The 22,851-nt window shown below is 63.6% G+C and carries 22 protein-coding genes; 1 reads left to right on the top strand and 21 read right to left on the bottom strand.

All coding sequences use genetic code 11. The features are described from left to right. Positions 1-5 precede the first annotated feature (5 nt). The 9 genes from FJ946_RS12915 to FJ946_RS12875 form a co-directional block, all read right to left on the bottom strand. The gene (locus FJ946_RS12915) at positions 6-947 is read right to left on the bottom strand and encodes a 3-hydroxyacyl-CoA dehydrogenase (RefSeq protein WP_140563987.1); all 942 of its coding nucleotides are present in this window, start codon (positions 945-947) and stop codon (positions 6-8) included. Continuing rightward, the gene (locus FJ946_RS12910) at positions 944-1,819 is read right to left on the bottom strand and encodes an N-acyl homoserine lactonase family protein (RefSeq protein WP_140518016.1); all 876 of its coding nucleotides are present in this window, start codon (positions 1,817-1,819) and stop codon (positions 944-946) included. Before FJ946_RS12910 ends, FJ946_RS12915 begins: the two co-directional genes overlap by 4 nt. Beyond that, positions 1,791-2,408 (bottom strand): hypothetical protein, encoded by a 618-nt coding sequence (locus tag FJ946_RS12905; protein WP_140547228.1) that lies wholly within the window; start codon positions 2,406-2,408, stop codon positions 1,791-1,793. The genes FJ946_RS12910 and FJ946_RS12905 overlap by 29 nt, the downstream gene beginning before the upstream one ends. Next, positions 2,401-3,444, bottom strand: coding sequence for a LacI family DNA-binding transcriptional regulator (locus tag FJ946_RS12900; protein ID WP_140563986.1), 1,044 nt, complete (start codon positions 3,442-3,444; stop codon positions 2,401-2,403). Before FJ946_RS12900 ends, FJ946_RS12905 begins: the two co-directional genes overlap by 8 nt. A 23-nt stretch (positions 3,445-3,467) precedes the next feature. Continuing rightward, positions 3,468-4,757: a histidinol dehydrogenase gene (gene hisD, locus FJ946_RS12895; protein ID WP_140563985.1), complete on the bottom strand. Its 1,290-nt coding sequence runs from the start codon at positions 4,755-4,757 to the stop codon at positions 3,468-3,470. 65 nt (positions 4,758-4,822) lie between these two features. Beyond that, entirely contained in the window at positions 4,823-6,043 is a 1,221-nt protein-coding gene (locus tag FJ946_RS12890) for a sugar ABC transporter substrate-binding protein (protein WP_246673106.1), read from the bottom strand. Positions 6,044-6,145: 102 nt separating this feature from the next. Further along, the gene (locus FJ946_RS12885) at positions 6,146-7,174 is read right to left on the bottom strand and encodes an ABC transporter permease (protein WP_181167742.1); all 1,029 of its coding nucleotides are present in this window, start codon (positions 7,172-7,174) and stop codon (positions 6,146-6,148) included. Then, complete coding sequence (locus tag FJ946_RS12880) at positions 7,171-8,163, bottom strand: ABC transporter permease (protein ID WP_140563983.1); 993 nt, start codon at positions 8,161-8,163, stop codon at positions 7,171-7,173. The genes FJ946_RS12885 and FJ946_RS12880 overlap by 4 nt, the downstream gene beginning before the upstream one ends. Further along, positions 8,160-9,695: a sugar ABC transporter ATP-binding protein gene (locus FJ946_RS12875; protein ID WP_140556178.1), complete on the bottom strand. Its 1,536-nt coding sequence runs from the start codon at positions 9,693-9,695 to the stop codon at positions 8,160-8,162. Before FJ946_RS12875 ends, FJ946_RS12880 begins: the two co-directional genes overlap by 4 nt. A 641-nt stretch (positions 9,696-10,336) precedes the next feature. On the opposite strand from FJ946_RS12875, the gene FJ946_RS12865 reads away from it, so the two are divergent. Further along, entirely contained in the window at positions 10,337-10,774 is a 438-nt protein-coding gene (locus tag FJ946_RS12865; RefSeq protein WP_140556180.1) for a GFA family protein, read from the top strand. Positions 10,775-10,802: 28 nt separating this feature from the next. On the opposite strand, the gene FJ946_RS12860 is transcribed toward FJ946_RS12865, so the two are convergent. The 12 genes from FJ946_RS12860 to FJ946_RS12805 are packed head-to-tail and all read right to left on the bottom strand — an operon-like array spanning position 10,803 to position 22,704. Then, complete coding sequence (locus FJ946_RS12860; RefSeq protein WP_140522223.1) at positions 10,803-11,057, bottom strand: cytochrome C oxidase subunit IV family protein; 255 nt, start codon at positions 11,055-11,057, stop codon at positions 10,803-10,805. Between the two features lie 5 nt (positions 11,058-11,062). Continuing rightward, on the bottom strand, positions 11,063-11,704 hold the full coding sequence (locus FJ946_RS12855) for a cytochrome c oxidase subunit 3 (protein ID WP_140522225.1): 642 nt from the start codon (positions 11,702-11,704) through the stop codon (positions 11,063-11,065). Further along, entirely contained in the window at positions 11,701-13,344 is a 1,644-nt protein-coding gene (gene ctaD, locus FJ946_RS12850) for a cytochrome c oxidase subunit I (protein WP_140518010.1), read from the bottom strand. The genes FJ946_RS12855 and ctaD overlap by 4 nt, the downstream gene beginning before the upstream one ends. Then, complete coding sequence (gene coxB, locus FJ946_RS12845) at positions 13,341-14,300, bottom strand: cytochrome c oxidase subunit II (RefSeq protein WP_140563982.1); 960 nt, start codon at positions 14,298-14,300, stop codon at positions 13,341-13,343. The genes ctaD and coxB overlap by 4 nt, the downstream gene beginning before the upstream one ends. Next, entirely contained in the window at positions 14,297-15,049 is a 753-nt protein-coding gene (locus FJ946_RS12840) for an SCO family protein (RefSeq protein ID WP_140563981.1), read from the bottom strand. The genes coxB and FJ946_RS12840 overlap by 4 nt, the downstream gene beginning before the upstream one ends. Further along, a complete protein-coding gene (locus tag FJ946_RS12835) occupies positions 15,046-15,546 on the bottom strand; it encodes a hypothetical protein (RefSeq protein WP_140496129.1) in 501 nt (166 codons plus the stop codon). The genes FJ946_RS12840 and FJ946_RS12835 overlap by 4 nt, the downstream gene beginning before the upstream one ends. Further along, entirely contained in the window at positions 15,539-16,669 is a 1,131-nt protein-coding gene (locus tag FJ946_RS12830) for a hypothetical protein (protein WP_140563980.1), read from the bottom strand. The genes FJ946_RS12835 and FJ946_RS12830 overlap by 8 nt, the downstream gene beginning before the upstream one ends. Next, positions 16,666-17,202 (bottom strand): cytochrome c, encoded by a 537-nt coding sequence (locus FJ946_RS12825; protein ID WP_140563979.1) that lies wholly within the window; start codon positions 17,200-17,202, stop codon positions 16,666-16,668. Before FJ946_RS12825 ends, FJ946_RS12830 begins: the two co-directional genes overlap by 4 nt. Continuing rightward, positions 17,199-17,726: a DUF3341 domain-containing protein gene (locus tag FJ946_RS12820; RefSeq protein ID WP_140518005.1), complete on the bottom strand. Its 528-nt coding sequence runs from the start codon at positions 17,724-17,726 to the stop codon at positions 17,199-17,201. The genes FJ946_RS12825 and FJ946_RS12820 overlap by 4 nt, the downstream gene beginning before the upstream one ends. Then, positions 17,723-19,096: an NrfD/PsrC family molybdoenzyme membrane anchor subunit gene (nrfD, locus tag FJ946_RS12815; RefSeq protein WP_140563978.1), complete on the bottom strand. Its 1,374-nt coding sequence runs from the start codon at positions 19,094-19,096 to the stop codon at positions 17,723-17,725. Before nrfD ends, FJ946_RS12820 begins: the two co-directional genes overlap by 4 nt. Further along, positions 19,089-22,064, bottom strand: coding sequence for a TAT-variant-translocated molybdopterin oxidoreductase (locus tag FJ946_RS12810; protein ID WP_140563977.1), 2,976 nt, complete (start codon positions 22,062-22,064; stop codon positions 19,089-19,091). Before FJ946_RS12810 ends, nrfD begins: the two co-directional genes overlap by 8 nt. Beyond that, positions 22,048-22,704 carry a cytochrome c3 family protein gene (locus tag FJ946_RS12805; RefSeq protein ID WP_140563976.1) on the bottom strand — a complete coding sequence of 219 codons (657 nt, stop codon included), beginning with the start codon at positions 22,702-22,704 and terminating at the stop codon, positions 22,048-22,050. Before FJ946_RS12805 ends, FJ946_RS12810 begins: the two co-directional genes overlap by 17 nt. Between the last annotated feature and the right edge of the window lie 147 nt (positions 22,705-22,851).

Genomic DNA, 22,851 nt, shown 5'->3' with positions numbered 1-22,851 from the left:
GAGTGTCAAACCCCGGTGCTTCGCTTATGGGCGGCCAGCGCCATTAGATTGCGGTCGCGCCAGGCGCTGCGTTCGGCGAGTTGGGATGCTGACAACTTTTCGCGGCGCGCTTCCTCGGCCTTGGCAACCAGCCCTTCCGACCAGGGGGCCGGATCGCGCCTGGCGAGGGCGATCGAATGGTAGAGCGGTCCCAGACGTCTCGCGTAGTCCGCGATCCCGCCGGGCGCATTCAGATCGATCGTCTCGAAAGGCCCCATGAAGGACCACCGGTAGCCGAGCCCATGCGACACCGTAAGGTCGATATCGGCGGCACTTGCCACGCCCTCCTCGAGCAGGGCCCAGGCTTCGTTCAGCAATGCCCCCTGAAGCCGGTTGAGGACGAACCCTTCGACTTCCTTGCGCACGATCACGGCAGCCTGCCCTACGGCCTCCATCTGCACCCGCAGCCACGCAACGGCCTCCGCGTCGGTCCAGGGCGCCGGGACCAGTTCCACCAACGGGATCAAATGCGGTGGATTGACGGGATGAGCGACGAGAAAACGCCGGCGGTTGGCACAGGACCCGGTGAAGGCCGAGGCCGGAATGCCGGAGCTGGAGCTGCCTACGACCGCGTCGGGCCGCATCGCCCGGTCAATCTCCAGACAGACCGCCTCCTTGATGTCGCGCACTTCCAGCACCGACTCCTGGATGTAGTCGGCATCCGCTACCGCACCCTCCAGCGTATCGACAACGTTCAGCCGCCGCATGACTGCATCGACGGCATCTACCAGCCCGGCCCCTTGCATATCGGCAAGGCTGGCCCGGATCTTGTCGAGCACCGCGGCGCGGATGTCGGCGCTGCCGTCATAGATGGTCACATCATGGCCGGCCCGGGCGAAGACGATCGCCCAGCCACGGCCGACCAGTCCGGCACCGACAATGGCGACTTTGCGGATTGCATCCATCATTGCACCCGCGACGTCTCGCCGTCCGCGAGGCAAATTTCGGTGATCCGCAGGCCATCCTGAGTGATGCGGGATGGGAACCGGTCCTTCAACCGCTCTTCGTGGATGGGAATAACCCGCCGTGCCTCGTGGCCCACCTGCTTCATCATCTCCTCGGTAGCGAGAACGAGATTGGTCTGGCTGCCGACCGCAAGCCCCACCGGAACGTAGAGCGTCTCGATATCGACGGCAGCTCCCGAGCCCTCGATGTTGTCGAAGACGTAGACCAGATCGCCAGCCAGCACCCAGGTGTCGTCCTTGCCGTTGCGCACGGTGACCCACATCGACCCGTAGGTATGGCTGTCAAAAGCGGCATGGAGATCGATGTCGGGCAGGACGTCCTGTTTCGATCCGTCGATCGTCACCAACCGCTTCTGACGGGCCAGATCGACGCCGCGCACGATGTCGCCGGGGTCGACGGCTACGTTCATCCAGCGCATGCGGTCCGGCAGCGACATCGCCCAGACCCACTTCGCGATCTCCCTCTCCTGGATGTAGAAGGTCGCATTCGGGAAGTCCTCGACATTGCCGAAATGGTCGAAATGCGCGTGCGTGACGAAAACTGTGTCGACGTTCTTGGGCGAGAGGCCGATTTCGCCAAGAACGGCGTCGGGCGAGTGCCAGTTCTCGACGCCAAATTTGTCGGCGAGATGCTTGCCGTAGTCCTTGTTGTTGTAGCCGACATCGACCATGGCAACGCGACCGTTGCCCTTGATCAGCGCGTAGCAGTAGGGAAGTTTCACGTAGCCCTGGTTGTGGGCGCCGTAGAGCACCCCGCTCTTGTGGTAGTTGCTGACATAGCTGTACTCAAGCACCCAGATCGAATATTGGCCCATTGCTTCCTCCCTGTTGTCGCCAACGCTGCGCACAGCTGCAGCAGGCGTGATTGAAATCGACCGGCGTCATACCGGCCCGCGGTTCCGACGCCGCCTGCAGCCCGGCGTAGGCGCGTTTGATCCTCTCCCCGGCCCGGTCGAGCTCCTGCTGCCAGTCGCGCCGCAGTCGGGCCGAACCGAAATCGTCCAGGACCTCGCCCAGCGTTGCATGAGCGGCCCCCAGACGCGCGCAATGGCTTTCGAGCCCATGCGGCGCGTGCAAGGCGCCCAGCCGCTGCTCCACCTCCGTCCACCGTTCGCGGGCCACCGGAATGTCAGGCAGATCGAGCACGTCGCGGCGTCCGCCGGCCTGAGCCAGGACCAGCAGGCCAGCGAGTTGGCCGATCAGCCGGCGCAGGCCTTCGTAGACGGGGCGGGTTGCCACGACGTAGCGGACGATGGCTTCGTCGGCCAACGCGGCATCGTTCACGGTGGCGACGGGTTCCTCGCTTCCGGTGACGGAGACATGGGGCGCCGCGACGACCTCGCAGTCATAGCGGTGGACGCTTACCGCCCGCTCGAAGAAGCGCTTTCCCGGGATATCAGCCATGGTGCCTTTTTCGCGTCGTCGCGCGCTCGATCACCGCGCCGGGCGGGATTAGTTGAACGATCGGCTCCCGGCCGGAATTCGTGCTCAATTCCTTCGCCAGGCTGACCGTGGCCTCGAGCATCTGGTCAATGGGCTGCCGGACGGTCGTCAGCCCGTGCGAAGGCCAGTGGGCCATCTCGATATCGTCGAAGCCGACGATCGAAATGTCGTCCGGCACGCCGAGCGCCAGCTCTCGCCGCACGCCGTCGAGAAAGCCAATGGCGAGAATGTCGTTGGCGCAGAAGACACCGTCGGGAACCTCTTTCAGGTCACGCAGCTTGCGCGCCGCTTCGTAGCCGGCGTGATAGCTGAACTGGCCTGCCTCGATAACTATCGGCGCGGCGAGGCCACGCTCGACGGCGCGTTCGCTGAAGCCCCTGTGGCGTGCGACATTGGTGGAGGCATCGGGCAAGGCGGCGATGTAGGCCAGGCGCTGGTGGCCGGTATCGACGAGATAGTCGGCGATGCTGCGGCCGCCGAGTATATTGTCGCAGGAAATGCCGAACGCGTGGTCGTCGGCCGAGAGTCGGTTGAAAAAGATCACCGGAGTGCCGGCCCTACGGCATTCCTGCGCGGCCGCCGAAGACAGGGTGGCCGCCAGGATGATGGCAAGATCTGGCTGGTAGTTGAGCAGCAGGCGTAGCGCCTGGTCGACGTCTCCCGACTGGTCGGCGGCGACGAGCATCACGTTCATGTCGATGGCACGAAGGGCGGTGGTCAGCCGCGTCAGCACTTCCGGATAGAACGGGTTCTTGATGTCCGCGACGACGATACCCACGATACGCGTCTTCTTGGTGATGAGGCTGCGCGCGAAAGGGTTCGGCGAATAGCCGATCTCCCTCGCACGGTTCAGCACCAGGTCCCGCGTATCCTTGGCGATCACGGCATCGGCGTGAAAGGCCCTGGATACGGTCGAAACAGACATGCCGAGATCGCGCGCCAGATCCTTCACGGTCAGGCGGGGCTTGCTGTTCTTGTTGCGGGCGATGATCGACATGAAAACTCCGTTGGCGCGCTGGCTTAGGCCTGGTTGCGACCTCCATAGCGGCGGACCCGGATGTTCGCCTGCTCGGCATGCCCATAGAATCCCTCGAGGACACACAGGCGCGAACAGTACTCGCCTATCATGGCGCTCGCTTCGTCGGTCAGGACGCGCTGATAGGTGCAGGTCTTGATGAACTTGCCAACCCACAAACCGCCTGTGTAACGGGCCGCCTTCTTGGTCGGCAGCGTATGGTTGGTGCCGATGACCTTGTCGCCATAGGCAACATTCGTACGCGCTCCCAGAAACAGAGCGCCGTAATTGTGCATGTTGTCGAGGAAGTAGTCCGGATCGCGCGTCATGACCTGGACGTGCTCGGATGCGATCCGGTCGGCCTCGGCGACCATCTCCTCATAGGAAGCGCAGACGATCACTTCGCCATAGTCCGCCCATGCCTTGGCGGCGATCTCGGCGGTCGGCAGGACCTTCAGCTGCCGCTCGATCTCGGTGAGGGTGTCGCGCGCGAGCTTCTCCGAATTTGTCAGAAGCACGGCGGGACTGGTCGGACCATGCTCGGCCTGGCCGAGCAGATCGGTCGCGCAGATCTCGCCGTCGACACTGTCGTCGGCAATGACCAGCGTCTCGGTCGGGCCGGCGAACAGGTCGATGCCGATACGGCCGTACAATTGCCGCTTGGCTTCAGCGACGAAGGCATTGCCAGGACCGACGAGCATGTCGACGCGCCCGATGGTTTCGGTTCCGAGCGCCATGGCGCCGACGGCCTGCACACCGCCCAGAACGTAGATCTCGTCCGCGCCGGCCATGTGCATCGCGGCCACGATAGCCGGATGCGGACCGCCCTGGAACGGCGGCGCGCAGGCGATGATCTTCTTCACCCCGGCGACCTTGGCCGTCACCACGCTCATATGCGCGGAGGCGACCATCGGGTATTTCCCGCCCGGCACGTAGCAGCCGACTGTTTCCACGGGAATGTTCTTGTGGCCGAGGACAACGCCGGGAAGCGTTTCCACTTCGAGGTCCTGGAGGCAGGCGCGCTGCTTCTCGGCGAAATTGCGAACCTGGGCCTGGGCGAAGCGAATATCCTCGATGTCGCTTGCCGACACCTTGGACATCGCCTGCTCGATCTCGCTGTCGCTGAGCCGGAAGCTTGGCGGCGACCATTTGTCGAAACGCTCCGACAACTCCCGGACAGCGGTATCGCCTCGCTTTTCTATGTCGGCAAGGATCGTCTCGACGGTCGTCCGGACGGCCGCATCGCTCTGGGCGACAGCTTCGGGATCCCTGCCCCGTTTCAGAAAAGTCGGCATATTCTCATCCTTATGTTGAGTCAGGTGGGCGGCAGGATGCCGTCCACCTGTTGCATTGCTGATCGTCAGGGTTTTACCGTCGGCTCGATCTTGGTGAGCTTGTATTCGTCGGCCGGAGCCTTGCACGACGAGCAGTTGATGCCGGGCGCATCGGGCGCCTGCTTCACGTCCGCGGGCAACGCCTGAATGGTCGCTCCTGGTGTCGGCTTGCCCTCGAGCGCCGACTGCAGCGACAGTTCCGGCAGCAAATCGGGATTGAAGACCTCGGTGACGAAGGAACTCGGGACCTTGTCGGACGGGAAAACATTGCACCCGTCGGCGAAGGTATCGCCTTTGCAGGGTTTTACTTGATCCGCTGGCACCCAAGGCAGCGGGTACTCGATGTTCATCGGCTTCAGGTCGCGCTTCTTGGTCAGGATCTCCATCATCAGCTTGAAGGCATAGCCTGACGTAGCAGGCGGCGAACCGGCGGACACACCCTTGAGACCCATGCCTTGCATCTTCGGGTCTGCCAGTCCGAGACGAAAACCGTCCGAGTTCTCGCCGGTCATCGGAACCAGTTTGTTGCCCTTGTCGAGCAGCGCTTGAACGGCGCCATATTCGCCTGCCTGAGCCCAGATGCCGTCAACATCGGGATGCGCAGCGAGAGCCTTGGCCGTCTCCTGCTGTGTGGTGCGGTCATCCCAGTAGGAGTAGTATTCCGCGACGACCTTGATGCCGGGATACTGGTTGAAAATGTGCATCGCGCCGTCGGCGTGGCGCTTATCCACCGAGTTGCCCGGGACGCCACGGCTCAGGAAGATCTTGCCCTTGCCTCCCAGGATGTTGACCAAGGCCTGGGCGGTATTCTCGCCGAAGCCTGCGGTGATATAGCTGACATTGTAGGCGCAAGGCTCGGTCACCGTGGCGTCGTACATGAAGAAGAGCACGCCCTTCTGGCAGCCGCGATGGACCGTGCGGTTCAGCGCCGTCGACGAGATCGGGAAGCTGATGATGCCGTCGGCGCCAGCCTGTATCATGCTTTCATAGGCCGAGATCTGAGCCTGGGGGTCGGTTCCCGAGATGACTTCCTTCAGCTCCACCGTCTTGTCGTAGGGCGGCGTCTGCGCCAACGCCTTGACGATGTTCGCGGCCTCCGACTGCCACGAATTGCCGCTGTAGCTCAGCGACAGATATATCTTGAACTTCTTGTCCTGCGCTTGGGCATGGTCGACAACCATTCCAACGCCCATGGCGGTGGCAAGCGTCAGCGACGCGGCCAGTCCCAGTCTTTTTAACAGCCTCATTTCGATCAACCTCCCGTTGGAATTTGGCCCTTGCAGGTGCCGGACCAGAGCTTGTGAGAACGTTCTCACAATTGGACAAACGCATTTCACGCACAGGCATGGTCACTTCCTCCGCGTCAGCATTCGATTTCCGAGATCGGCCAGGAATTCACCGCGCAGCACCAGCAGGGCGGCGACAATGATTGCGCCCTCTATGACGGTGCGCCATCCTTCGTTGAGGCCGATGGCGGAGATAACGGTGCCAAGCGTCGTCAGAAGAATTGCGCCGCCGACCGTCCCGATGAAAGTTCCGCTGCCGCCGAGGATCGAGGAGCCGCCGACCACGACGGCAGCGATGGAAGGCAGCATGTAGCTGTCACCCATCCTCAGCGTCGCCCCGTTCGAATAGCCCACCAGCATCATGCCGACGAACCCTGCGCAGGTGGCACTGATCGCATAGGGGACGAGCTCGAGCCGATTGACAGCGACGCCGGCGATAAGGGCGGCGTTCCTGTTGGTGCCAAGGGCGTAGAGCCGGCGGCCGAGCGCAGTGAAGTTCTGCAAGAACCAGCCGAACAGGATGAAAACGACGGTGAAGTAGATGACCAGCGGCACGCCGAGGAACCATTCCTTCATCAGCCATAGCAAGACGGACGGGGAACCGCCGCGCGGCGTCCCGCTGGTATAGCCCAGCGCCACCGAAGCCACGACGATCGAGGTCGCCATGGTCATGATGAAGGGAGGAACCTTCAGCCAGACAATTCCCAGTCCGCTGATCGTGCCGACCAGCGCGCAAATGACTAGGATGGCCGGCAGCATGTACCAGATGCCGGCGTTGCCGCTACCAATCCAAGTCGTCGTCAACACGCCGCCGAGCGTGATGAGGGCGGGGACCGATAGGTCGAGCCCGCCGATCAGGATGACGAGCCCTTGCCCGAACGACAAAACGATCAGGAAGGACGCGAGGATGAGAACCGTCAGCACCTGATCCCAGGAACCCAGCGCCGGACTGATGAAGCGCGAGCAAACCACAAGCACGACACTCAGCCCAAACACCACAAACGTATTCACCACCTCCCGGTCGAGCCTTTGCCTGCCGCGCCGGTCGGAATTGGCCTCGAAACGCGTTGCGACGTCCTTATGCGCGTTCACCGGATCTCTTCCTTCTTGAGCAGGCGCGCCACGGCGCTGCCGAACACGATCGCAAGCACCAGCACGAAACCTTGGAATATGCCGGTGTAGAAGGACGAGACCCCACCCGAGAAAAGCACCTTCTGCAAAAGCATCAGCGTACCGGCGCCGAGGATCGAGCCAACGAGGCTGCCTCGGCCGCCGCTCAACGACGTGCCGCCGAGCGCCACCGCGGCAAAGGTGAGCATCAGGAATGGCGTGCCGGCTGTCGGATTTCCTGTCGCCGTCTGGGCGCTCAGCATGAAGCCGGCGACGCCGTAGAGGATGCCGGCGCCGACAAAGGCCGTGATGCGTACCCCTGCGACGGGCACGCCGGAGAAGCGAGCCGACTGCTCGTCGGCGCCGATCGCATAGAGGCCGATCCCGGTATTGGTCCGCCGGAAGGCAAGCCAAAGCGCGATGGCGGCAACCAGAAACAGCCCGGCGATCGGGATGATACCGAACAGGGTGTCGGTCAGCGTGTAGGTGACGAAGTCGGCAACCATACCGCCAGGCGCGTCCAGGATAACCAGCGAAAGCCCCTGGCAGACGATCATCGTGCCGAGCGTCGCCGCGATGGTCTGCAGCCCAAGCCTGGCCACGAGAATGCCGTTGATTGCCCCGACGGCACCGCCGATCGCACAGCACATCAGGAGGCTGGCCAGCGCACCGCCAGGACCATCGAACGGATAGACCGCCATCAGCACATTGGTCAGCGAGACGACGCCCGCGACGGACAAGTCGAAGCCGCGGCTGATGACGACCAGCGTCTCGCCCGCTGCCGCGAGCGCCAATGGCGTCGAGTTGTTGACGAGGTCGGTGAAGGTGTAGACCGAAAGCGCATCCGGTTGCCAGAACGCGTAGAGCGCATAAAGCAGGACATAGATCATCGCCACGATGCCGGTGCCGCTGATGACAGCCCTCCATAACGCGGAGCGGCGGGGCGCGGGATTTGCCTGGACCGCGGTCATGCGGCCACTCCATTCACCGCGCCCGCAGCGTGGCCGATCAGCGCGCCGACGATGGTCGGCTCATCGATGGCATCGCCCTGATATTCGGCGAAGACGCGGCCGCCATAGAGCACCATGCAGCGATGCGCGAGATGGACGAGTTCCGGCAGTTCGGACGAGTAAAAGAGCACCGAGCCGCCATCGGCAGCGAACTTCCGGATCGCCTCGTAGATCGACTGCTTGGTTCCGACATCGACTCCACGCGTCGGATCGAAAAGCAGTAGAGTGCGCGCACCCGTCATCATGACGCGCGCCAGAAGCGCCTTCTGCTGGTTGCCACCGGAAAGCTCGTCGATCTTGAACTGCAGATAGCGCTCCTGCAGTTCGACCGCCTCAGCGGTTTTTTTCGCAATGCGACGCTCGCTGGCCGGCCAGACGACGCCACCCTGCGCGATACGCGAAATGATAGGCAACACCATGTTGCTGGCGGTGCTGAGGCCGGCGAAAATCCCTTCCGACTTGCGGTCCTCCGGCAGGTAGGCAAGGCCGTTGCCGAAATGGAGCGCGGCGCCCGGGCTGGCGATCTGGGCGGGCACGCCGTCGATCTCGATGCCGCCGCTTTTCGCCTTGGAGAGGCCGATCATCGTCCTGAACAGGTCGCGTTGGCCCTGCCCCTCGAGCGCGGCGATGCCGACGATCTCACCTCGCCTGACATCAAACGACACGTCGCGCAAAATGCCGCCGGAGAGGCCCCGAACGCTGAGCGCGACGGGCGCGGTGTCGGCGACCAAAGGCTGCGAGGCGGTCGTCTCACGCGCGCTTCGGCCGACCATCATCTCGAAAATGTTCTCGTCCGAAGCGCCGGACAACTCGACGGTGCCGATGCTGCGGCCATTGCGCAGGATGGTGGCGCGCGAACACAGGGTGCGCACCTCGCCGAGGCGGTGGGAAATGTAGAGGATGGCGGTCTGCAGGTTCTTCTGCCGGCGCACGAGCTCAAACAGCCATTCGACGTCCGCCAGCGCGGCCGTCGGCTCATCGAGGATCAAGAGCTTCGAGGCATGGGTGAAGGCGCGCACGATCTCAAGCCGCTGACGATCCGAAAGCGAAAGCACGCCGACGGGCGTGTCAGGATCAAAGTGGGAGAGAGCGTAGTCGTTAAGAACCTTGCCAGCTGATGCCGTGGCGGTGCGGCGCGAAACGAGACCTAGCTTGCCCTTCGGCATTTTCGGCAGCACGAGATTCTCGGCGATGCTGAGATTCGGCAGCAGGCTGAGTTCCTGAAAGGCCGTCGCCACGCCCTGCGCCCGCGCATCGATGATGCCATGCGGCGCATAAGGCTTGCCGAAGATCGACATGGATCCGCCGTCAGGCGTCACGACGCCGCTGAGGATTTTCACGAGCGTCGATTTGCCGGCGCCGTTCTCGCCCAACAGCGCATGGACTTCCCCTGGCCGCAGATCAATGGAGACGGAATCGAGTGCGACTGTGGGTCCGTAGGATTTTGCAATATTCGCGATGCGAACAGCCAGCCGAATCTCGTCGGTACCCATACCTCCTCCCAAAAGGTAAGTCCGCCGCAGCGGTGAGAACGTTCTCTGAGAACGTTCTCACTAATCCACAAGCGCCGCCGGCTTGTCAATTGTGAATCGTTCATTCCTTGTCGAACGCACCAGGCTCCCGGCCTCCGGGCGGCACTTGGCCGTCTTTTGAGTGCTCAGAAGTGGCTGAGCCGGCGCCTTTTCTGGGCGGCTGGTCGGGGGGCGCCCGCCGGGATGGATTCTGCCCCTCGGACTGATGCGTTTTCTCATTCACCTCGCCTGAAGGGCGCGTCAGGCCTTGCCCGGACGCCGGCGGCTTGTTGCCTGCGGCGTCCTGGGAGAATGAATCGGCGGGATCGCCGTCGCTCCTGGCCGGATATTTGGTGGCACCAGTCTCGCGGCGATTTTCGCTTCCAGTCATGGCCGGTCCTCCTTTGGCACAGTCATAACCTGGTTTCGACCGGCAGGTTCCAGCGGCTAGGCCGGAAGCGCAGATTTGAATCCGCCGCCGCTCCTATGGCCGGAAACCAATTTGGCGGCGCTGCGTTGACCCCGCAGGATCAGATCCCCCAACAGCTTCGGAGAAAATTCATGCTCGACCGCAGCGGAAGCGCCGTCCTGACGACCGACAGTCTCTGACAACGGGCAGCAACATGGCTCGCATCGAGCGCGGACATTGTTTCTGCGGTGCCGTCACGGCGGTGATGGAAGGAGAGCCCTTCTGGATCTGCTTCGACCATGACGACGATTGCCGGCGGGCGATCGGCGGACCGATGACCATCTGGATCGGCTATCGTCCGCACCAGGTCAAGCTGACCGCCGGGAAGCCTAAGACCTTTTCGAAGACGAAGGGAGTCGTCCGCTCCTTCTGCGCCGATTGCGGTACCTCGATCTTCTATGCCGACGAAGGCCTGCGTGACGAACTCTATGTCTCGATCGGCTTCATGGACGCGCCGGAGCGGTTTCCGCCACAGGCACAGGCCTATTGGGATATGCGCCTGCCATTCATCGACATGGCCGACGGCTTGCCCCGCGTCGACGGCTACACGAGGCGCCGCGATCCAGCCTTGGGCAATCCGCGTGACCGTTGATGACGCGCGCCACACTAGGCCCCGCAGGCTATTGCCCGATCAGGGTCAGGCCAAAGAGAATGGCCAGCCACAGGCCCACCGCCGCGACCGCGAGCCTGGGGAGGATGCCCTCGCCCGCCAGATGCATGAACAGCAGCGCGATCACCACTGTCTTGGCAGCCGCCGCGGCAAGGTTGATCGCGGAATTGAACCCACCGAGGTCGACAAACGAAGAGCCGACGGTAAGCGCCAGCAAGGCGAGCAGCGCGAGATAGGCGAATGTGAGCTTGGCGAGGTCGCTCATCGTCGTCAGGCCCGGTTGATCAGATAGAGGACCGGGAACAGGAACACCCAGACGATGTCGACGAAATGCCAGTAGAGTCCGATCGCCTGCACGCGGCGCGCCCGGCTCGCCTGCGCGGTCCTCGGCCAGAGCAACAGCATGCCGGCGATCACCGCGATGCCGCCTATCAGATGCAGCGCGTGCAGCGATGTCATGGCGAAATAGAGCGCGAAGAAGAATTCGGCATGGGCCGGATCTGGGCCTGCGAAGCGGAACGGCGCGCCGAGCACCGGCGCCAGGCCCTCGCTGAATTCCTTGCTGTATTCGACGGCCTTGATCACCAGAAAGATGCAGCCAAGCAGGCTCGTGGACATCAAGGCCCAGAAGGCGGGCCGCCAACGCCGGGCAGCCGTGAACATATGGGCAAGCGCCATCGCGAAGCTGCTGGTGATCAGAACCGCCGTATTCAGCGTGCCGAGCGGCAATGACAGATGTTGCGACGCCGCGGCGAATGCCGCGCCATAGCTCAATCGGGCGTAGAGGAACACCAGCACGATCGCGCCGAACAGCATCGCCTCGGAGCCGATGAAAATCCACATGCCGAACGCATCGGCCGCCTTCTCGCGGGCCCGTGTATCGAAGGCAATGCTTTCGGTCGGCCCGCTCATGAGGCTTCGTCCCTGTGCGGGCTGAACGTCTCGTGCCTCAAGCCTTTCATGGCATAGTCATAGGCCGGCCGCCTGACCACGGGCATGGTGTCGAAATTATGCGGGGGCGGCGGCGAAGCCGTCTGCCATTCAAGGCCGGTCGCGCCCCACGGGTTGGCCGGCGCCCGCGTCCCGCGAAACAGCGACCAGCCGAGATAGAGCAGCGGCATAAGATAGCCGACGGCCAGAACGACCGCGCCGGCCGAGGACAATACGTGCCAGAACTGAAACTCCGGCGGATAGGTGTGATAGCGCCGCGGCATGCCGAGAAAACCGAGCACGAATTGCGGGAAGAAAGTCAGGTTGAAGCCGAGGAAGGTCACGGTCGCGGCGATACGGCCCCAGGTTTCGGAATAGACGCGGCCGGTGATCTTCGGCCACCAGAAATGCAACCCCGCCATGTAGGCCGTCACCATGCCGCCGACCATGATGTAATGGAAATGCGCCACGACGAAATAGGTGTCATGGACGTGGACATCGACGGCGAGAGCGGCCAGGAACAGGCCGGCCAGCCCCCCGAAAGTGAACAGCGCCAGGAAAAACAGCGCATAAAGCATGGGCGTCTCGAAAGTGATTTCGCCCTTGCGCAGCGTCAGCGTCCAGTTGAACACCTTTATCGCCGAGGGGATCGCGACGCAGAACGACAGGAACGAGAACACGATGCCGGCATAGGCCGACTGGCCTGATACGAACATATGGTGACCCCAGACCAGGAAGCCGAACACGGCAATCGCCATCGAAGACATCGCCACCGCCTTGTAGCCGAACAGCGGGCGCTTGCTGAAGCAGGGCAGCACTTCGGAAACCACGCCCATGCCGGGCAGGATCATGATGTAGACCGCGGGATGTGAGTAGAACCAGAACAGATGCTGGAACAGCAGCGGGTCGCCGCCCAGCGCGGGATTGAAGATGCCGATACCGAAGGCACGCTCCAGCACGATCAGGATCAGCGAGGCGGCCAGCACCGGCGTCGCCAGCACCATGACCAGCGCGGTCGCATACATCGTCCAGACGAAGATCGGCAGTCTGAACCAGGTCAGCCCCGGCGCGCGTAACGTGTGGACGGTGACGATGAAGTTGATGCCGGTCATGATCGTCGAGAAGCCGACGATGAAGACACCCAGCGCGGCCATCGAAACGAAGCCGTTGGCATAGAGCGTCGAGAGCGGCGTGTAGAAGGTCCAACCCGTGTCGACACCGCCGGCGAGCACCGCGGCCAGGGCAAAGGCGCTGCCGAAGATGAACACGTACCAGCTGGCGAGATTGAGCCGCGGAAAAGCGAGATCGCGCGCGCCGATCATCAGCGGCAGCAGGAAATTGCCGAGCGTCGCGGGGATCGACGGCACCAGGAAGAACCACACCATGATGATGCCATGCAGGGAAAACAGCCTGTTATAGACATCGTCCGACACCAGATCGCCCGCAGGCGACGCGAGTTCGATCCGGATCATCACGGCAAAAGCACCGCCAAGAAAAAAGAACGCCGTCAGCGACATCAGGTAGAGCCAGGCGACGCGCTTGTGGTCGGTGGTCAAGAGCCAGGCGGCAGGTCCGGCCTCCCCATGCAGATAGCTCGAAGGCGCCAAGGCTTGCCTGCTCATTGGGTCGCCCCGCTTTCCCTGGTTGCTCGCGGCGACAGGGATTTGAGATACGCCAGCAGCATCTGTAGCTCCTGCTCGTCGACAAGGCCGTCAAAGCTCGGCATCACGGGTTCATACCCGGCGGCGATCTCCTTCTTCGGATTGAGGATGGAATCGCGCAAATAGCGGTCGTCGGCAATGACGGTCTGTTGATTGTCCAGGGCCACCGGCCGTCCGAAGACCCCAGCCAGATCCGGCGCCCTCACCTTGGTGGAATTGCCGTGGCAGCCGGAGCAGCCGAGCGCGCGGAAGAGTTTTTCGCCGTCGGCCGCAAGCGTTTCACCCTGGCCCTGGTTGCCCAGCCACGCCGCATATTCTTGCGGCGGCATCACGGTCACCCAGCCGCCCATCTCCGAATGCTGGGTGCCGCAATATTGCGCGCAGAACAAATGATACCGCCCGGGCTCGCTGGCGATGAACCAGACATGCGTGGTGCGCCCCGGCACCGCGTCCTGCTTGACCCGGAAGGCAGGTACGAAGAATGAGTGGATCACGTCCTGCGATGCCAGCGACACGATCACCGCCTCGCCGACCGGCACATGCAGTTCGTTGATTTCACGCTGGCCGCCAGGATGACGGAACTCCCACATCCATTGCTTACCAAGGCCGGCGATCTCGAGTGCGTCAAGGGGCGGGTGTTCGCGGCGCAGGAACAGCACGGCTCCCCATCCGAAGATGGTGAAAGCGATCAGCAGGCTGGCGACTGTCCAGGTCACCTCGAGCGGCGTGCTGCGCGCACGCTCCCCCGTTCGCTCCACCTTGGAGCCGGCGCGATATTTGATGGCGTAGAAAACGACCAGGCTGGTCAGGAAGACGCCCAGCGCGACGGTGAAGGCAAGCAGCACGTAGAACAGGGCGTCGACACTGCCGGCAATCGAGGAGGCCTGCGGCGGCGTAAAAGGGATGCCGAACGTCAAATCGGCCTCCTTCGCGACAGAACGAGGATGGTGGCGCCAAGGCCAAGCAGCGTCGCCATGCCAGTCACCTTCACGACTGCCCGGACCGCTGGCGTGTACTGGCCCTTTGATGCATCGAAGCCGGCACACAGCAGAAAGATGTGATCGGCGATAGAGCCAAGCCGCCCGGCCGACGCCTCGACCAGGGCAAGCCTGAGATCTCGCGGCTCGAAATTCAGCGCCGGAAGCACTTGCGCGATGCGGCCTTGCGGCGTCAGCGCGATGACCGCGATCGGGTGGACATATTGCGAGATCCGGTCGCGCCGGTCGAATGTGATGCCGGCCTCCGCGGCAAGGGCGGCGCCAGCGCCATCCTCGCTGGTCAGGAAGCGCCACGCGGACAACCCTGCCTGACCGGCGGACCGCCCGACTTCGGCTTGGATGGACGCCGCATCCGCGACGGTCTCGGAAGCATCTATCGAGACGAAGAGAGCGTGGTAGGTCGCGGGATCGAGGCCGGTCTTGTTCAGATCCGAGGCAACCGCCTGCTGGGTCACGCCGCAGAGGTTGGGGCATTTGTCGTAACCGAAGATGAGCAGCGCCGGCCGCCCGCCGAGAATGCCGGAAAGCGTCTGCCGTCCGCCCGAAGCCTCGCGGAAGACTGTGTCGAGGCTGAGCTGCGCGCCGATCTGCGGTTCGAAAACCGGCCGCGCGCGCACGCTGGCGGTCATTGCAGCCAGGAGCACGAGCGGCAGGACCAAACGCCTCATGGCCTCGCCCCCATGGCCGGTGCGGCCTGGCCCTGCTGCGGCGCCCTGGCGTTTGGCTGCGCCGCGTCCGCTCGGGCGCGGCAAATGCCGGCCTGCGGCGCGCGCGGAACCTGGCCTTCGAGCAAGGCGCAGTCCTCACCGGCCGCAGCGGGCGTTACCGCCTCCGGCAGTCCCTGCGCGGCGATCAGCTTCATGGCGTCGTCGATCGGAATGCGCGCGATGCCACCATTGCGGTCGACCCATGCAAGCATGCCGAGTTCACGATCTTCCTGCTGACGGAACGCGGCAAGATCGGCCCCGGGGAAATCCTGCAAGGCGGGACCTGCGGCGCTGCCGTTCATCTGCGTGCCCGCAAGTGGCCAGAACGGGGCCGTATCGAAAATCAGTCTCAGCCCAAGCGCGGCGAGCGCCAGGAAGACAAGCAGGCCGAGGCCAATGAGCACGAGCGCCCTCGGCCAGACATCGCGTGTTTCGGGATGACGCACGACCTTAGCCACGGGCCAGCCTCCCGCGCCAGACGACGATGCGATCAGGCCTGGTCCAGATATAGACGAAGCACCCGAACCAGATGCCGCCCGCGCCGACCATTGCCGCGAGGTCCGGCCACGACACTCCTGCACCGAGGGCGGACAAAGCCGGCCGGACGCGCCAGGCGACATCGGCGAAATGTCCGGCCAGCAGGAACGCGCCGAGCCCTATCAGGCCAACGCGGCTGCGCTTGACGGAGCGGTTCAGGAAACCGGCGAAGGGCAAGGCAAATTGCAGCGCGATCAGCAGCCAAAGCAGATACTGCCAGCCATTTCGACCACGGATGACATACCAATGGATTTCGTCGGGCAGGTCGCCGCCCCAGACGACCAGCCACTGCATGAATGCCAGATAGGCCCAGATGAGCATGAAGCCGAACATCATGTTGGCGAGGTCTTCGCCGAGCGCCACGTCCTCCTCGCCACCCGGCGCCGACTCGATCGCACGGCCGGCCGAGAGCACCGCCAGCGCCAGCCCGCACACGCCGACGACCTCGGCCGCCGCTTCGAGCATCGCATAGACGGTGGAGGAAAAATCCGGCTCTATCGACATCATCCAATCGATGGCAAACACCGTCACGGCAAAGCCGTGCGCGACGAGCCCGATGGCGTAGCCGCCGCCGGTCCTGCTTGCGGCCGAACCGGGCGCCGTCCAGCCAAGTACAAGCCAGGCCAGCGCCAGCCAGACGACAGCATAGACGATGAAACGAACGACGAAGAATGGCACGTTGAGATAGGTCATTTTCTGGCGCACCGCTTCCGTCAGCGCCGGGTCGGCTCCTGCCCAGGGAAAGACCAGATCGAGCCGCGCAAGCACCGGCAGCATCAACAGCAGCGCGACAGGCAAGGTCGCGACGGCGGCCCGCAGCGGCGGCCGCAACGCGTCGCCCCAGCGCCCCCCGGTCAGGCCGTGCACCATGAGCAGGGTCATTGCGCCAAGCGGCAATCCGAGCAGGAACACCGCCGTCATCAGCCAGCCGGCCAGTGTCGCGCGCGGGGCGACGAACAGCCCGGCCGCGCACAGAGAGAGCCCTGCGGCGGCGGCTGCGAGCAGCAGGACGAGGTGGTCGTCGGGCCGGGCGGCGCGCTTCATCGTGCCGCCTCGGCATCGAGTTTCGCGCGAAGGGAGTCGGGCAGCGTGCCGGCCGCAGCATGTCGCGAATATTGCAGCGCCCGGATATAGGCCACGATCGCCCAGCGGTCCCGCGGCTCGACACGCGCGGCATAGGGATACATCGCACCGTAACCGTCGGTGATGACGTCGTAGAAATGCCGGTCCGGCGCCTTGCGCAGCGCATCTTGATGGTAGGTCGGAGGCGGCGGGAAACCACGCCTGACCACCATCCCGTGCCCGTCGCCGGTGCGGCCATGGCAGGGAGAGCAGAATATATCGAAGCGTTGCTGCCCACGCTGAAGCAGCGCCATGGTGATCGGGTACGGGAATTTGTCCGGCGTCGCCGCCAGGTCGGCGTCGCGCGTCACCGTGCCTTCGACCGGTGTCCTTGCCGACATGCCGTCGGCGAACTCTCTGCTGGTTTCGAGCGGATCGTAGCGAGGCTGGTCGGCCATGTCCTGCTTGCAGGCGCCGAGGAGCAGGCAAACCGGCAAAAGCAGCCGCGGGTTCATATCGCCACCTCTTCGACCGTCTCGGCGCCAAGCCGTGTCAGCTGCCCCTTGGTGACGCCCTTGCGGTATTTCGGGTCGGTGGCCTCGATCAGCAGGTAGAACTTGCCGCCGCTCGCGTAGGTGAAGCTCTCGGCGTTGAAGACGGGGTGATAATATTGCGGCAGCCGGTTCTCGGCCAGCATGCCGAAGAAGCCGGCAAACACGCTGGCCAGGATCGCGGCTTCGAAGGCGATGACCGTGAACGGCGGCCAGGAATGCAGCGGCCGGCCGCCGACATTGACCGGATAGTCGATCTCGACGGAATAAAGGATCAATGCATAGACCAGCACGCCGCCGGCGACGCCACCCGCCAGCATGACCCATGGCAGCCGTGTCTTTCGCATGCCCAATATGTCTGTCAGGCCGTGCACCTCGAACGGCGAGAACGCATCCATATGCCGGTACCCCTTGTCGCGCATCGCTTGCGCCGCCCTGGTCAGCGCATCCGGATCGGCGAAAGCCGCGATGACGCCATGGACGCTCATGCCGCGCCGCCTTTCTGCTCGGCCAGTTCCTCGACCTCGAAGATGGTTATAGCCGGCAGGATGCGGATAAACAGGAAGACCAGCGCGAAGAAGGTGCCGATCGATCCGAGCAGGATGCCGAAATCGAGCCAGGTCAGCGACTGCTCGCCCCAGGACGACGGCAGGTAGTCGCGGCTGGGGCCGGTCACCACGATGATGTAGCGCTCCAGCCACATGCCGATGTTGATGATCAGAGCGATCGAAAACAGCAGCGGCATATTGGATCGCACACGGCGAAACCAAAGCAGTTGCAGCACCGCGCAATTGCAGAAGAGCATGGTCCAGAACAGCGGCGCATAAGGGCCGACGGCGCGCTGGACCATCATCGCGCTCTCGTAAGGCTCACCCGAATACCAGGAGAAGAACGCTTCCGATGTATAGCCGTAAATGACGACCATGCCGGCCGCGATCATCAGTTTGGCGGCGTTGTCCATGTGGCGCGGCGTGATCAGGTCTTCCACAGCGAATGCCCAGCGCAAGGGAATGGCTATGGTCAGCACCATGGCGAAGCCGGAGAGGAGCGCGCCGGCGACGAAATAGGGCGGAAAGATCGTCGAATGGAAGCCCGGCGTGATGGCGAAGGTGAAATCGAGAGCGACGATCGAATGAACCGAAACGACCAGCGGTGTTGCGAGTGCCGCCATCAGGAAATAGACCGTTCGGTATCGCGCCCAATGATAGGCCGAGCCGCGCCAGCCCAGCGCGAGGACGCCGTAGAAAAGTTGCCCGCCACGCGACTTCGCCCGGTCGCGCAGCACGCCGAGATCAGGCAGCAATCCCGTATACCAGAACAGCAGCGAGACGGTGGCGTAGGTGGAAATCGCGGCGAAGTCCCAGACCAGCGGGCTGCGCCATTGTGGCCAATGCATGTGGGTGTTGGGCAGGGGCAGGAGCCAATAGAAGAACCACGGCCGGCCAAGATGCAGGATAGGGTAGAGGCCGGCCATCGCCACGGCAAACAGCGTCATCGCCTCGGCGAAGCGGTTGATCGAGGCGCGCCAGGGCTGGCGCAGCAGCAGCAGCACCGCCGAGATCAGCGTACCGGCATGGCCAATGCCGATCCACCACACGAAACTCGAGATCATCGTGCCCCAGACCACGGGAATGTTGACCCCATAGGCGCCAACGCCGACCGAGACCAGGTAGGTGATGGAATAGAGGAACAGCAATACGAATGCGAAGCAGACGAAGAACGCCGACCAGAAGAACCGCGGCAACTTCCCTTGCAGGACCACCGCGCTGATACGGCCGCTGATCTCTGGAAAATCGTGACGCCCGCGCAGCACAGGTGTCATGCCTTTGCTCGTCCTGCGGGCGGCCACGTCAGCCATCGCCGCCCTCCGAGCCGGATGTCGCGGCGAGCCTGTCGTTAGGGTTGCTGACCTTGCCCAGATAGGTGGTGCGCGGTCTTGTGTTCAGTTCTTCGAGCAGCGCGTAATTGTGTGGCGAGGCCTTTTCCTGGACGACCTGCGAATCCTTCCTGTTGAGATCGCCGAAGGTGATGGCTTTTGTCGGGCACGCCTGCTGGCAGGCGGTGACGATCTCACCGTCCTCGATCTCCCGGTTCTCGATCTGGGCGCGGATCCGTTTTTGCGAAATGCGCTGTACGCAGTAGCTGCATTTTTCCATGACGCCGCGCGAACGCACGGTGACATCGGGATTGTGGACGGCCTGCTCCGGTCCCGCGCTGTCATTGTCGAACTCCTGGTACTCCAGGAAATTGAACCGCCGCACCTTGTAGGGACAGTTCTGCGAACAGTAGCGCGTGCCGATGCAGCGGTTGTAGACCTGCGCGTTCAGACCGTCATGCGTATGGATGGTCGCATTGACCGGACAGACGACCTCGCAGGGGGCCTTCTCGCAATGCATGCACGGCACTGGCTGGAAGAACATGTCCGGATCGTCGAGCCCGCCCGCATAGTAGCGGTCGACGCGCAGCCAGTGCATTTCGTGTCCGAGTGCCGCCTCGTCCGGCCCCACCGTTGCGATGTTGTTCTCAGCCTGACAGGCCGACACGCAGGCCATGCAGCCGATGCAAGCCGACAGGTCTATCGACATGCCCCAGGCTTCCTGGTCATAGCTCCAGTCGGGGTAGAGCGATTCCACGGGCGCTGGGGGCGCGTGGGCGCGCACGAAATGGGGATTTGCCCTGAACGCATCGAGCGAAGCATGGCGGATGATCGCCCTGCCCTCCATCGCTTGATGATGCTGGGTCGTGACTACACGCGCCGAACCGCCGCGCGGGCTCAGGACGACATCGTCGGCAAACCATGGCGCATCGCTGGTCCGGATCGCGAAGGCATCGTAGCCGCCTGCGAGTGCCGCCACCGAGCCGGCCTTGCGTCCAAAACCGAGCGACAGCGTCACTGTGTCGTCAGGCTGTCCCGGCGTGATCCAGACGGGTGCGTCCAGCGTCCTGCCGTCCCGCGCCAGGTTGACCACCTGCCCGTTTTCGAGCCCCAGGCGCTGCGCGGTGGCTGGCGAGACCAGCGCCGCATTGCCCCAGACGAGCTTGCTTAACGGCCGGGGCAATTCCTGAAGCCAGGATGAATTGGCGTGGCGGCCGTCGCGAAGCCAGGGATCGGCGACGAAGCGAACCTCCAACCCTTTGGTGGCGGCATTGGGTGCCGAGCCATCGCTATCCGGCGGTGCCGAAACGGCAGCGGGACCAGCAGCAGTGTTCGGCACGATGCCGTCGCGCAGCGCCTTGCGCCAGGCCACCTCGTCCATGGCGACCCACGTCCGGCGCACCGGTGCCTGCGCATTGGCGCCGAATTCACCGCCCAGCGCGGCAAGCAACTGATGCAGGCTCTTGCCACCGAACAGAGGCTCTATGAGCGGCTGCACGATCGAAACCGTACCGTCATAGGCCCGGATATCGCTCCAGCTCTCCAACTCGTGCGCGGCTGGGATATGCCAGCGAGCCAGAAACGCCGTCTCATCGCGGTAGAGTCCCCAGTGGACAAGAAGCTTCAGGCTCGAAAAAGCCTTCCGTGCATCGAGGTCCGATGGCGCCGTGTGCAAGGGATTGGCGCCGAGCACGACGGTCTTGTCGATCGAACCATCCGTGATGGCCCCGCAGAGCGTGGCAAGATCGCCATCCGCCGGCATGGCATCAGGCGGCTCGATCAATTGCAGCGTGTTGCCAAGGGCACCAAGCCTGGCGTTCATAGCAAAGGCCAAGGCATGCACGAACGGTGCCTGGTGCGCTCCGGGCACCACAAGCGCATTGCGGCCGGCGCTGCGCAGATCGTCGACAAGCGCGTTTATCCATTCCGGATCGAGCGGCGACAAGCCGACCGCGGCATTGTCGCCATCAAGGGCGGCCTTGATCGCCGCCGCAACGCTTGCGACGGCGCTTGGCCTGATAGCTCGGCGATGGTCGGCGGCAGCACCCGTGATGGTGGGAGTCGTCTCGACGACATAGAGGCGACTCATCGTGTCCGTCGATTTGCGCACCCGCCGCCGCTGCGCGAAATCACGAGCATAGGCCAGGCGCCCCGGACCATCGCCCAGGAAATCGGCATCCAGGCTGACGATCACATCGGCGCGGTCGAAACGGTAGATCGCCGTCAACGGCCTGCCGAACAATGTACCCGTTGCCTGTTCACCGGAATTGGCCGCAAGCGGATCGTGGCGGAAGACGCGAAGTCTGGGATAGCGCACCCTCAGCGCCGCGATCTGCGCCTTCGTCGTCGGCGATGTCGTCGCCTCGAGCAGCAATGCCAGCCCTTGCCCGCCTGAAGCGAGGAATCCACCAGCCAGTTCGGCGATATCTTTCAGGAACTCATCGTAACTTGCGGGCTCGCCCAGCTTGAGCGGCGTGCGAGATCGCTCGGGATCGAACAGCGACAACACCGCCGCCTGCATGACGGCATCGGTGGCGCCGCGCGATGCCGGATGATCCGGGTTGCCCTCGACCTTTGTCGGCCGGCCCTCATGGCTCTCGATCACGGCTCCGATGCCGTAGCCGTCGCTGGAGAGGGCTGTCGCGTAGTAGAGCGGCCGGCCGGGAATGATGTTCTCCGGCTGGCGGACATAAGGCACGATGCTCTCGGCCTCGCTGCAGGCGGCCAGTCCGGCCAGCGACAGCGATGCACCCATCAGTTTCAGGACGGTGCGCCGGTCGAAGCCAGGCTGAAGGGGATCGGCCATCGCGGGGAATTCCGCCTCCACAAAGCGCTGGAACTCCGCCGTGTCAGCCAGTTCGTCCATGCTTCGCCATGGCTCGCGCCCCGCCGCGGCGACCCGCAATGCCGCAAGATCGAAAGCCGGATTTCGGTCAACGGTGGCAGACATAGCAATCCGTCATGGTCTCGGGATGAATGTCGAGCACGCTGATCAGGGAACGCCGGATCTGCTCGATGTCGTTAGGCGGCTTCCAGTGCATCAGGAAAACGGCTTGCGGCGGGCGAAGGTTGGGACCGGGGTCGCGGTGGCAGCCAAGGCACCATTCCATCGACAATGAATGCGCCCGTCGCGTCAGCGGCATCTCGTCGACCGCGCCATGGCAGGTCTCGCAGGCGATGCCCTTGGCGATATGGATGGAGTGGTTGAAGTAAACGAAATCCGGCACCGAATTGACCCGCTGCCATTGCAGCGGCTGTCCCGAGGCGAGACTTGCGCGCACCGGCGCCAACATCTCGGCATTGGTGAAGAGCTGCGAATGACAGGTCATGCACACTTCTGTCGCCGGCAGCCCCGCCGAGGCTGATGTCTCGACCCCGTTGTGGCAATAACGACAGTCCAGTCCGATATCGCCGACATGATGCTTGTGGCTGAACGGAACGGCCTGGGCCACCGGTTGCCCCACGCCGGTAACGAACCCTGAACGCAAAAACGCCGTGCCGCCGACGGCCGCCAGAAGCGCGAAACAGTGAACACCCCACAGAAAGAAGCGGGCAATCCCATTGGCGTTGCTGGAAAAGACCTGCGGCATCCTCGCCGATTTTTCGCTTGGAACAAGCTTTTGGATCGAGCGCCTAACGGCGGCAAAGCGACAAAGGTTCCGTCGGCGCGGAATGCTCACAAAATGGTGAGTTGGGAGCACCCTCGAAAACCGCGGCCGATCGCAACCATGCGGGAC

The sequence above is a fragment of the Mesorhizobium sp. B2-4-7 genome, from assembly GCF_006442685.1.
Taxonomy (GTDB): Bacteria; Pseudomonadota; Alphaproteobacteria; order Rhizobiales; family Rhizobiaceae; genus Mesorhizobium.
The sequence above is the reverse complement of the archived record's forward strand: the minus strand, read 5'-3'. Positions and strand labels throughout refer to the sequence as shown.

What these genes read in the sequence shown, in the direction of transcription:
- FJ946_RS12915 (WP_140563987.1), bottom strand. Translation starts at nt 947, where the DNA reads ATGATGGATGCAATCCGCAAAGTCGCCATTGTCGGTGCCGGACTGGTC.
- FJ946_RS12825 (WP_140563979.1), bottom strand. Translation starts at nt 17,202, where the DNA reads ATGAACCCGCGGCTGCTTTTGCCGGTTTGCCTGCTCCTCGGCGCCTGC.
- FJ946_RS12905 (WP_140547228.1), bottom strand. Translation starts at nt 2,408, where the DNA reads ATGGCTGATATCCCGGGAAAGCGCTTCTTCGAGCGGGCGGTAAGCGTC.
- FJ946_RS12840 (WP_140563981.1), bottom strand. Translation starts at nt 15,049, where the DNA reads ATGAGGCGTTTGGTCCTGCCGCTCGTGCTCCTGGCTGCAATGACCGCC.
- FJ946_RS12890 (WP_246673106.1), bottom strand. Translation starts at nt 6,043, where the DNA reads ATGAGGCTGTTAAAAAGACTGGGACTGGCCGCGTCGCTGACGCTTGCC.
- FJ946_RS12820 (WP_140518005.1), bottom strand. Translation starts at nt 17,726, where the DNA reads ATGAGCGTCCATGGCGTCATCGCGGCTTTCGCCGATCCGGATGCGCTG.
- FJ946_RS12810 (WP_140563977.1), bottom strand. Translation starts at nt 22,064, where the DNA reads ATGTCTGCCACCGTTGACCGAAATCCGGCTTTCGATCTTGCGGCATTG.
- ctaD (WP_140518010.1), bottom strand. Translation starts at nt 13,344, where the DNA reads ATGAGCAGGCAAGCCTTGGCGCCTTCGAGCTATCTGCATGGGGAGGCC.
- FJ946_RS12860 (WP_140522223.1), bottom strand. Translation starts at nt 11,057, where the DNA reads ATGAGCGACCTCGCCAAGCTCACATTCGCCTATCTCGCGCTGCTCGCC.
- FJ946_RS12855 (WP_140522225.1), bottom strand. Translation starts at nt 11,704, where the DNA reads ATGAGCGGGCCGACCGAAAGCATTGCCTTCGATACACGGGCCCGCGAG.
- FJ946_RS12830 (WP_140563980.1), bottom strand. Translation starts at nt 16,669, where the DNA reads ATGAAGCGCGCCGCCCGGCCCGACGACCACCTCGTCCTGCTGCTCGCA.
- FJ946_RS12910 (WP_140518016.1), bottom strand. Translation starts at nt 1,819, where the DNA reads ATGGGCCAATATTCGATCTGGGTGCTTGAGTACAGCTATGTCAGCAAC.
- FJ946_RS12865 (WP_140556180.1), top strand. Translation starts at nt 10,337, where the DNA reads ATGGCTCGCATCGAGCGCGGACATTGTTTCTGCGGTGCCGTCACGGCG.
- FJ946_RS12880 (WP_140563983.1), bottom strand. Translation starts at nt 8,163, where the DNA reads ATGACCGCGGTCCAGGCAAATCCCGCGCCCCGCCGCTCCGCGTTATGG.
- FJ946_RS12900 (WP_140563986.1), bottom strand. Translation starts at nt 3,444, where the DNA reads ATGTCGATCATCGCCCGCAACAAGAACAGCAAGCCCCGCCTGACCGTG.
- FJ946_RS12805 (WP_140563976.1), bottom strand. Translation starts at nt 22,704, where the DNA reads ATGCCGCAGGTCTTTTCCAGCAACGCCAATGGGATTGCCCGCTTCTTT.
- FJ946_RS12875 (WP_140556178.1), bottom strand. Translation starts at nt 9,695, where the DNA reads ATGGGTACCGACGAGATTCGGCTGGCTGTTCGCATCGCGAATATTGCA.
- hisD (WP_140563985.1), bottom strand. Translation starts at nt 4,757, where the DNA reads ATGCCGACTTTTCTGAAACGGGGCAGGGATCCCGAAGCTGTCGCCCAG.
- nrfD (WP_140563978.1), bottom strand. Translation starts at nt 19,096, where the DNA reads ATGGCTGACGTGGCCGCCCGCAGGACGAGCAAAGGCATGACACCTGTG.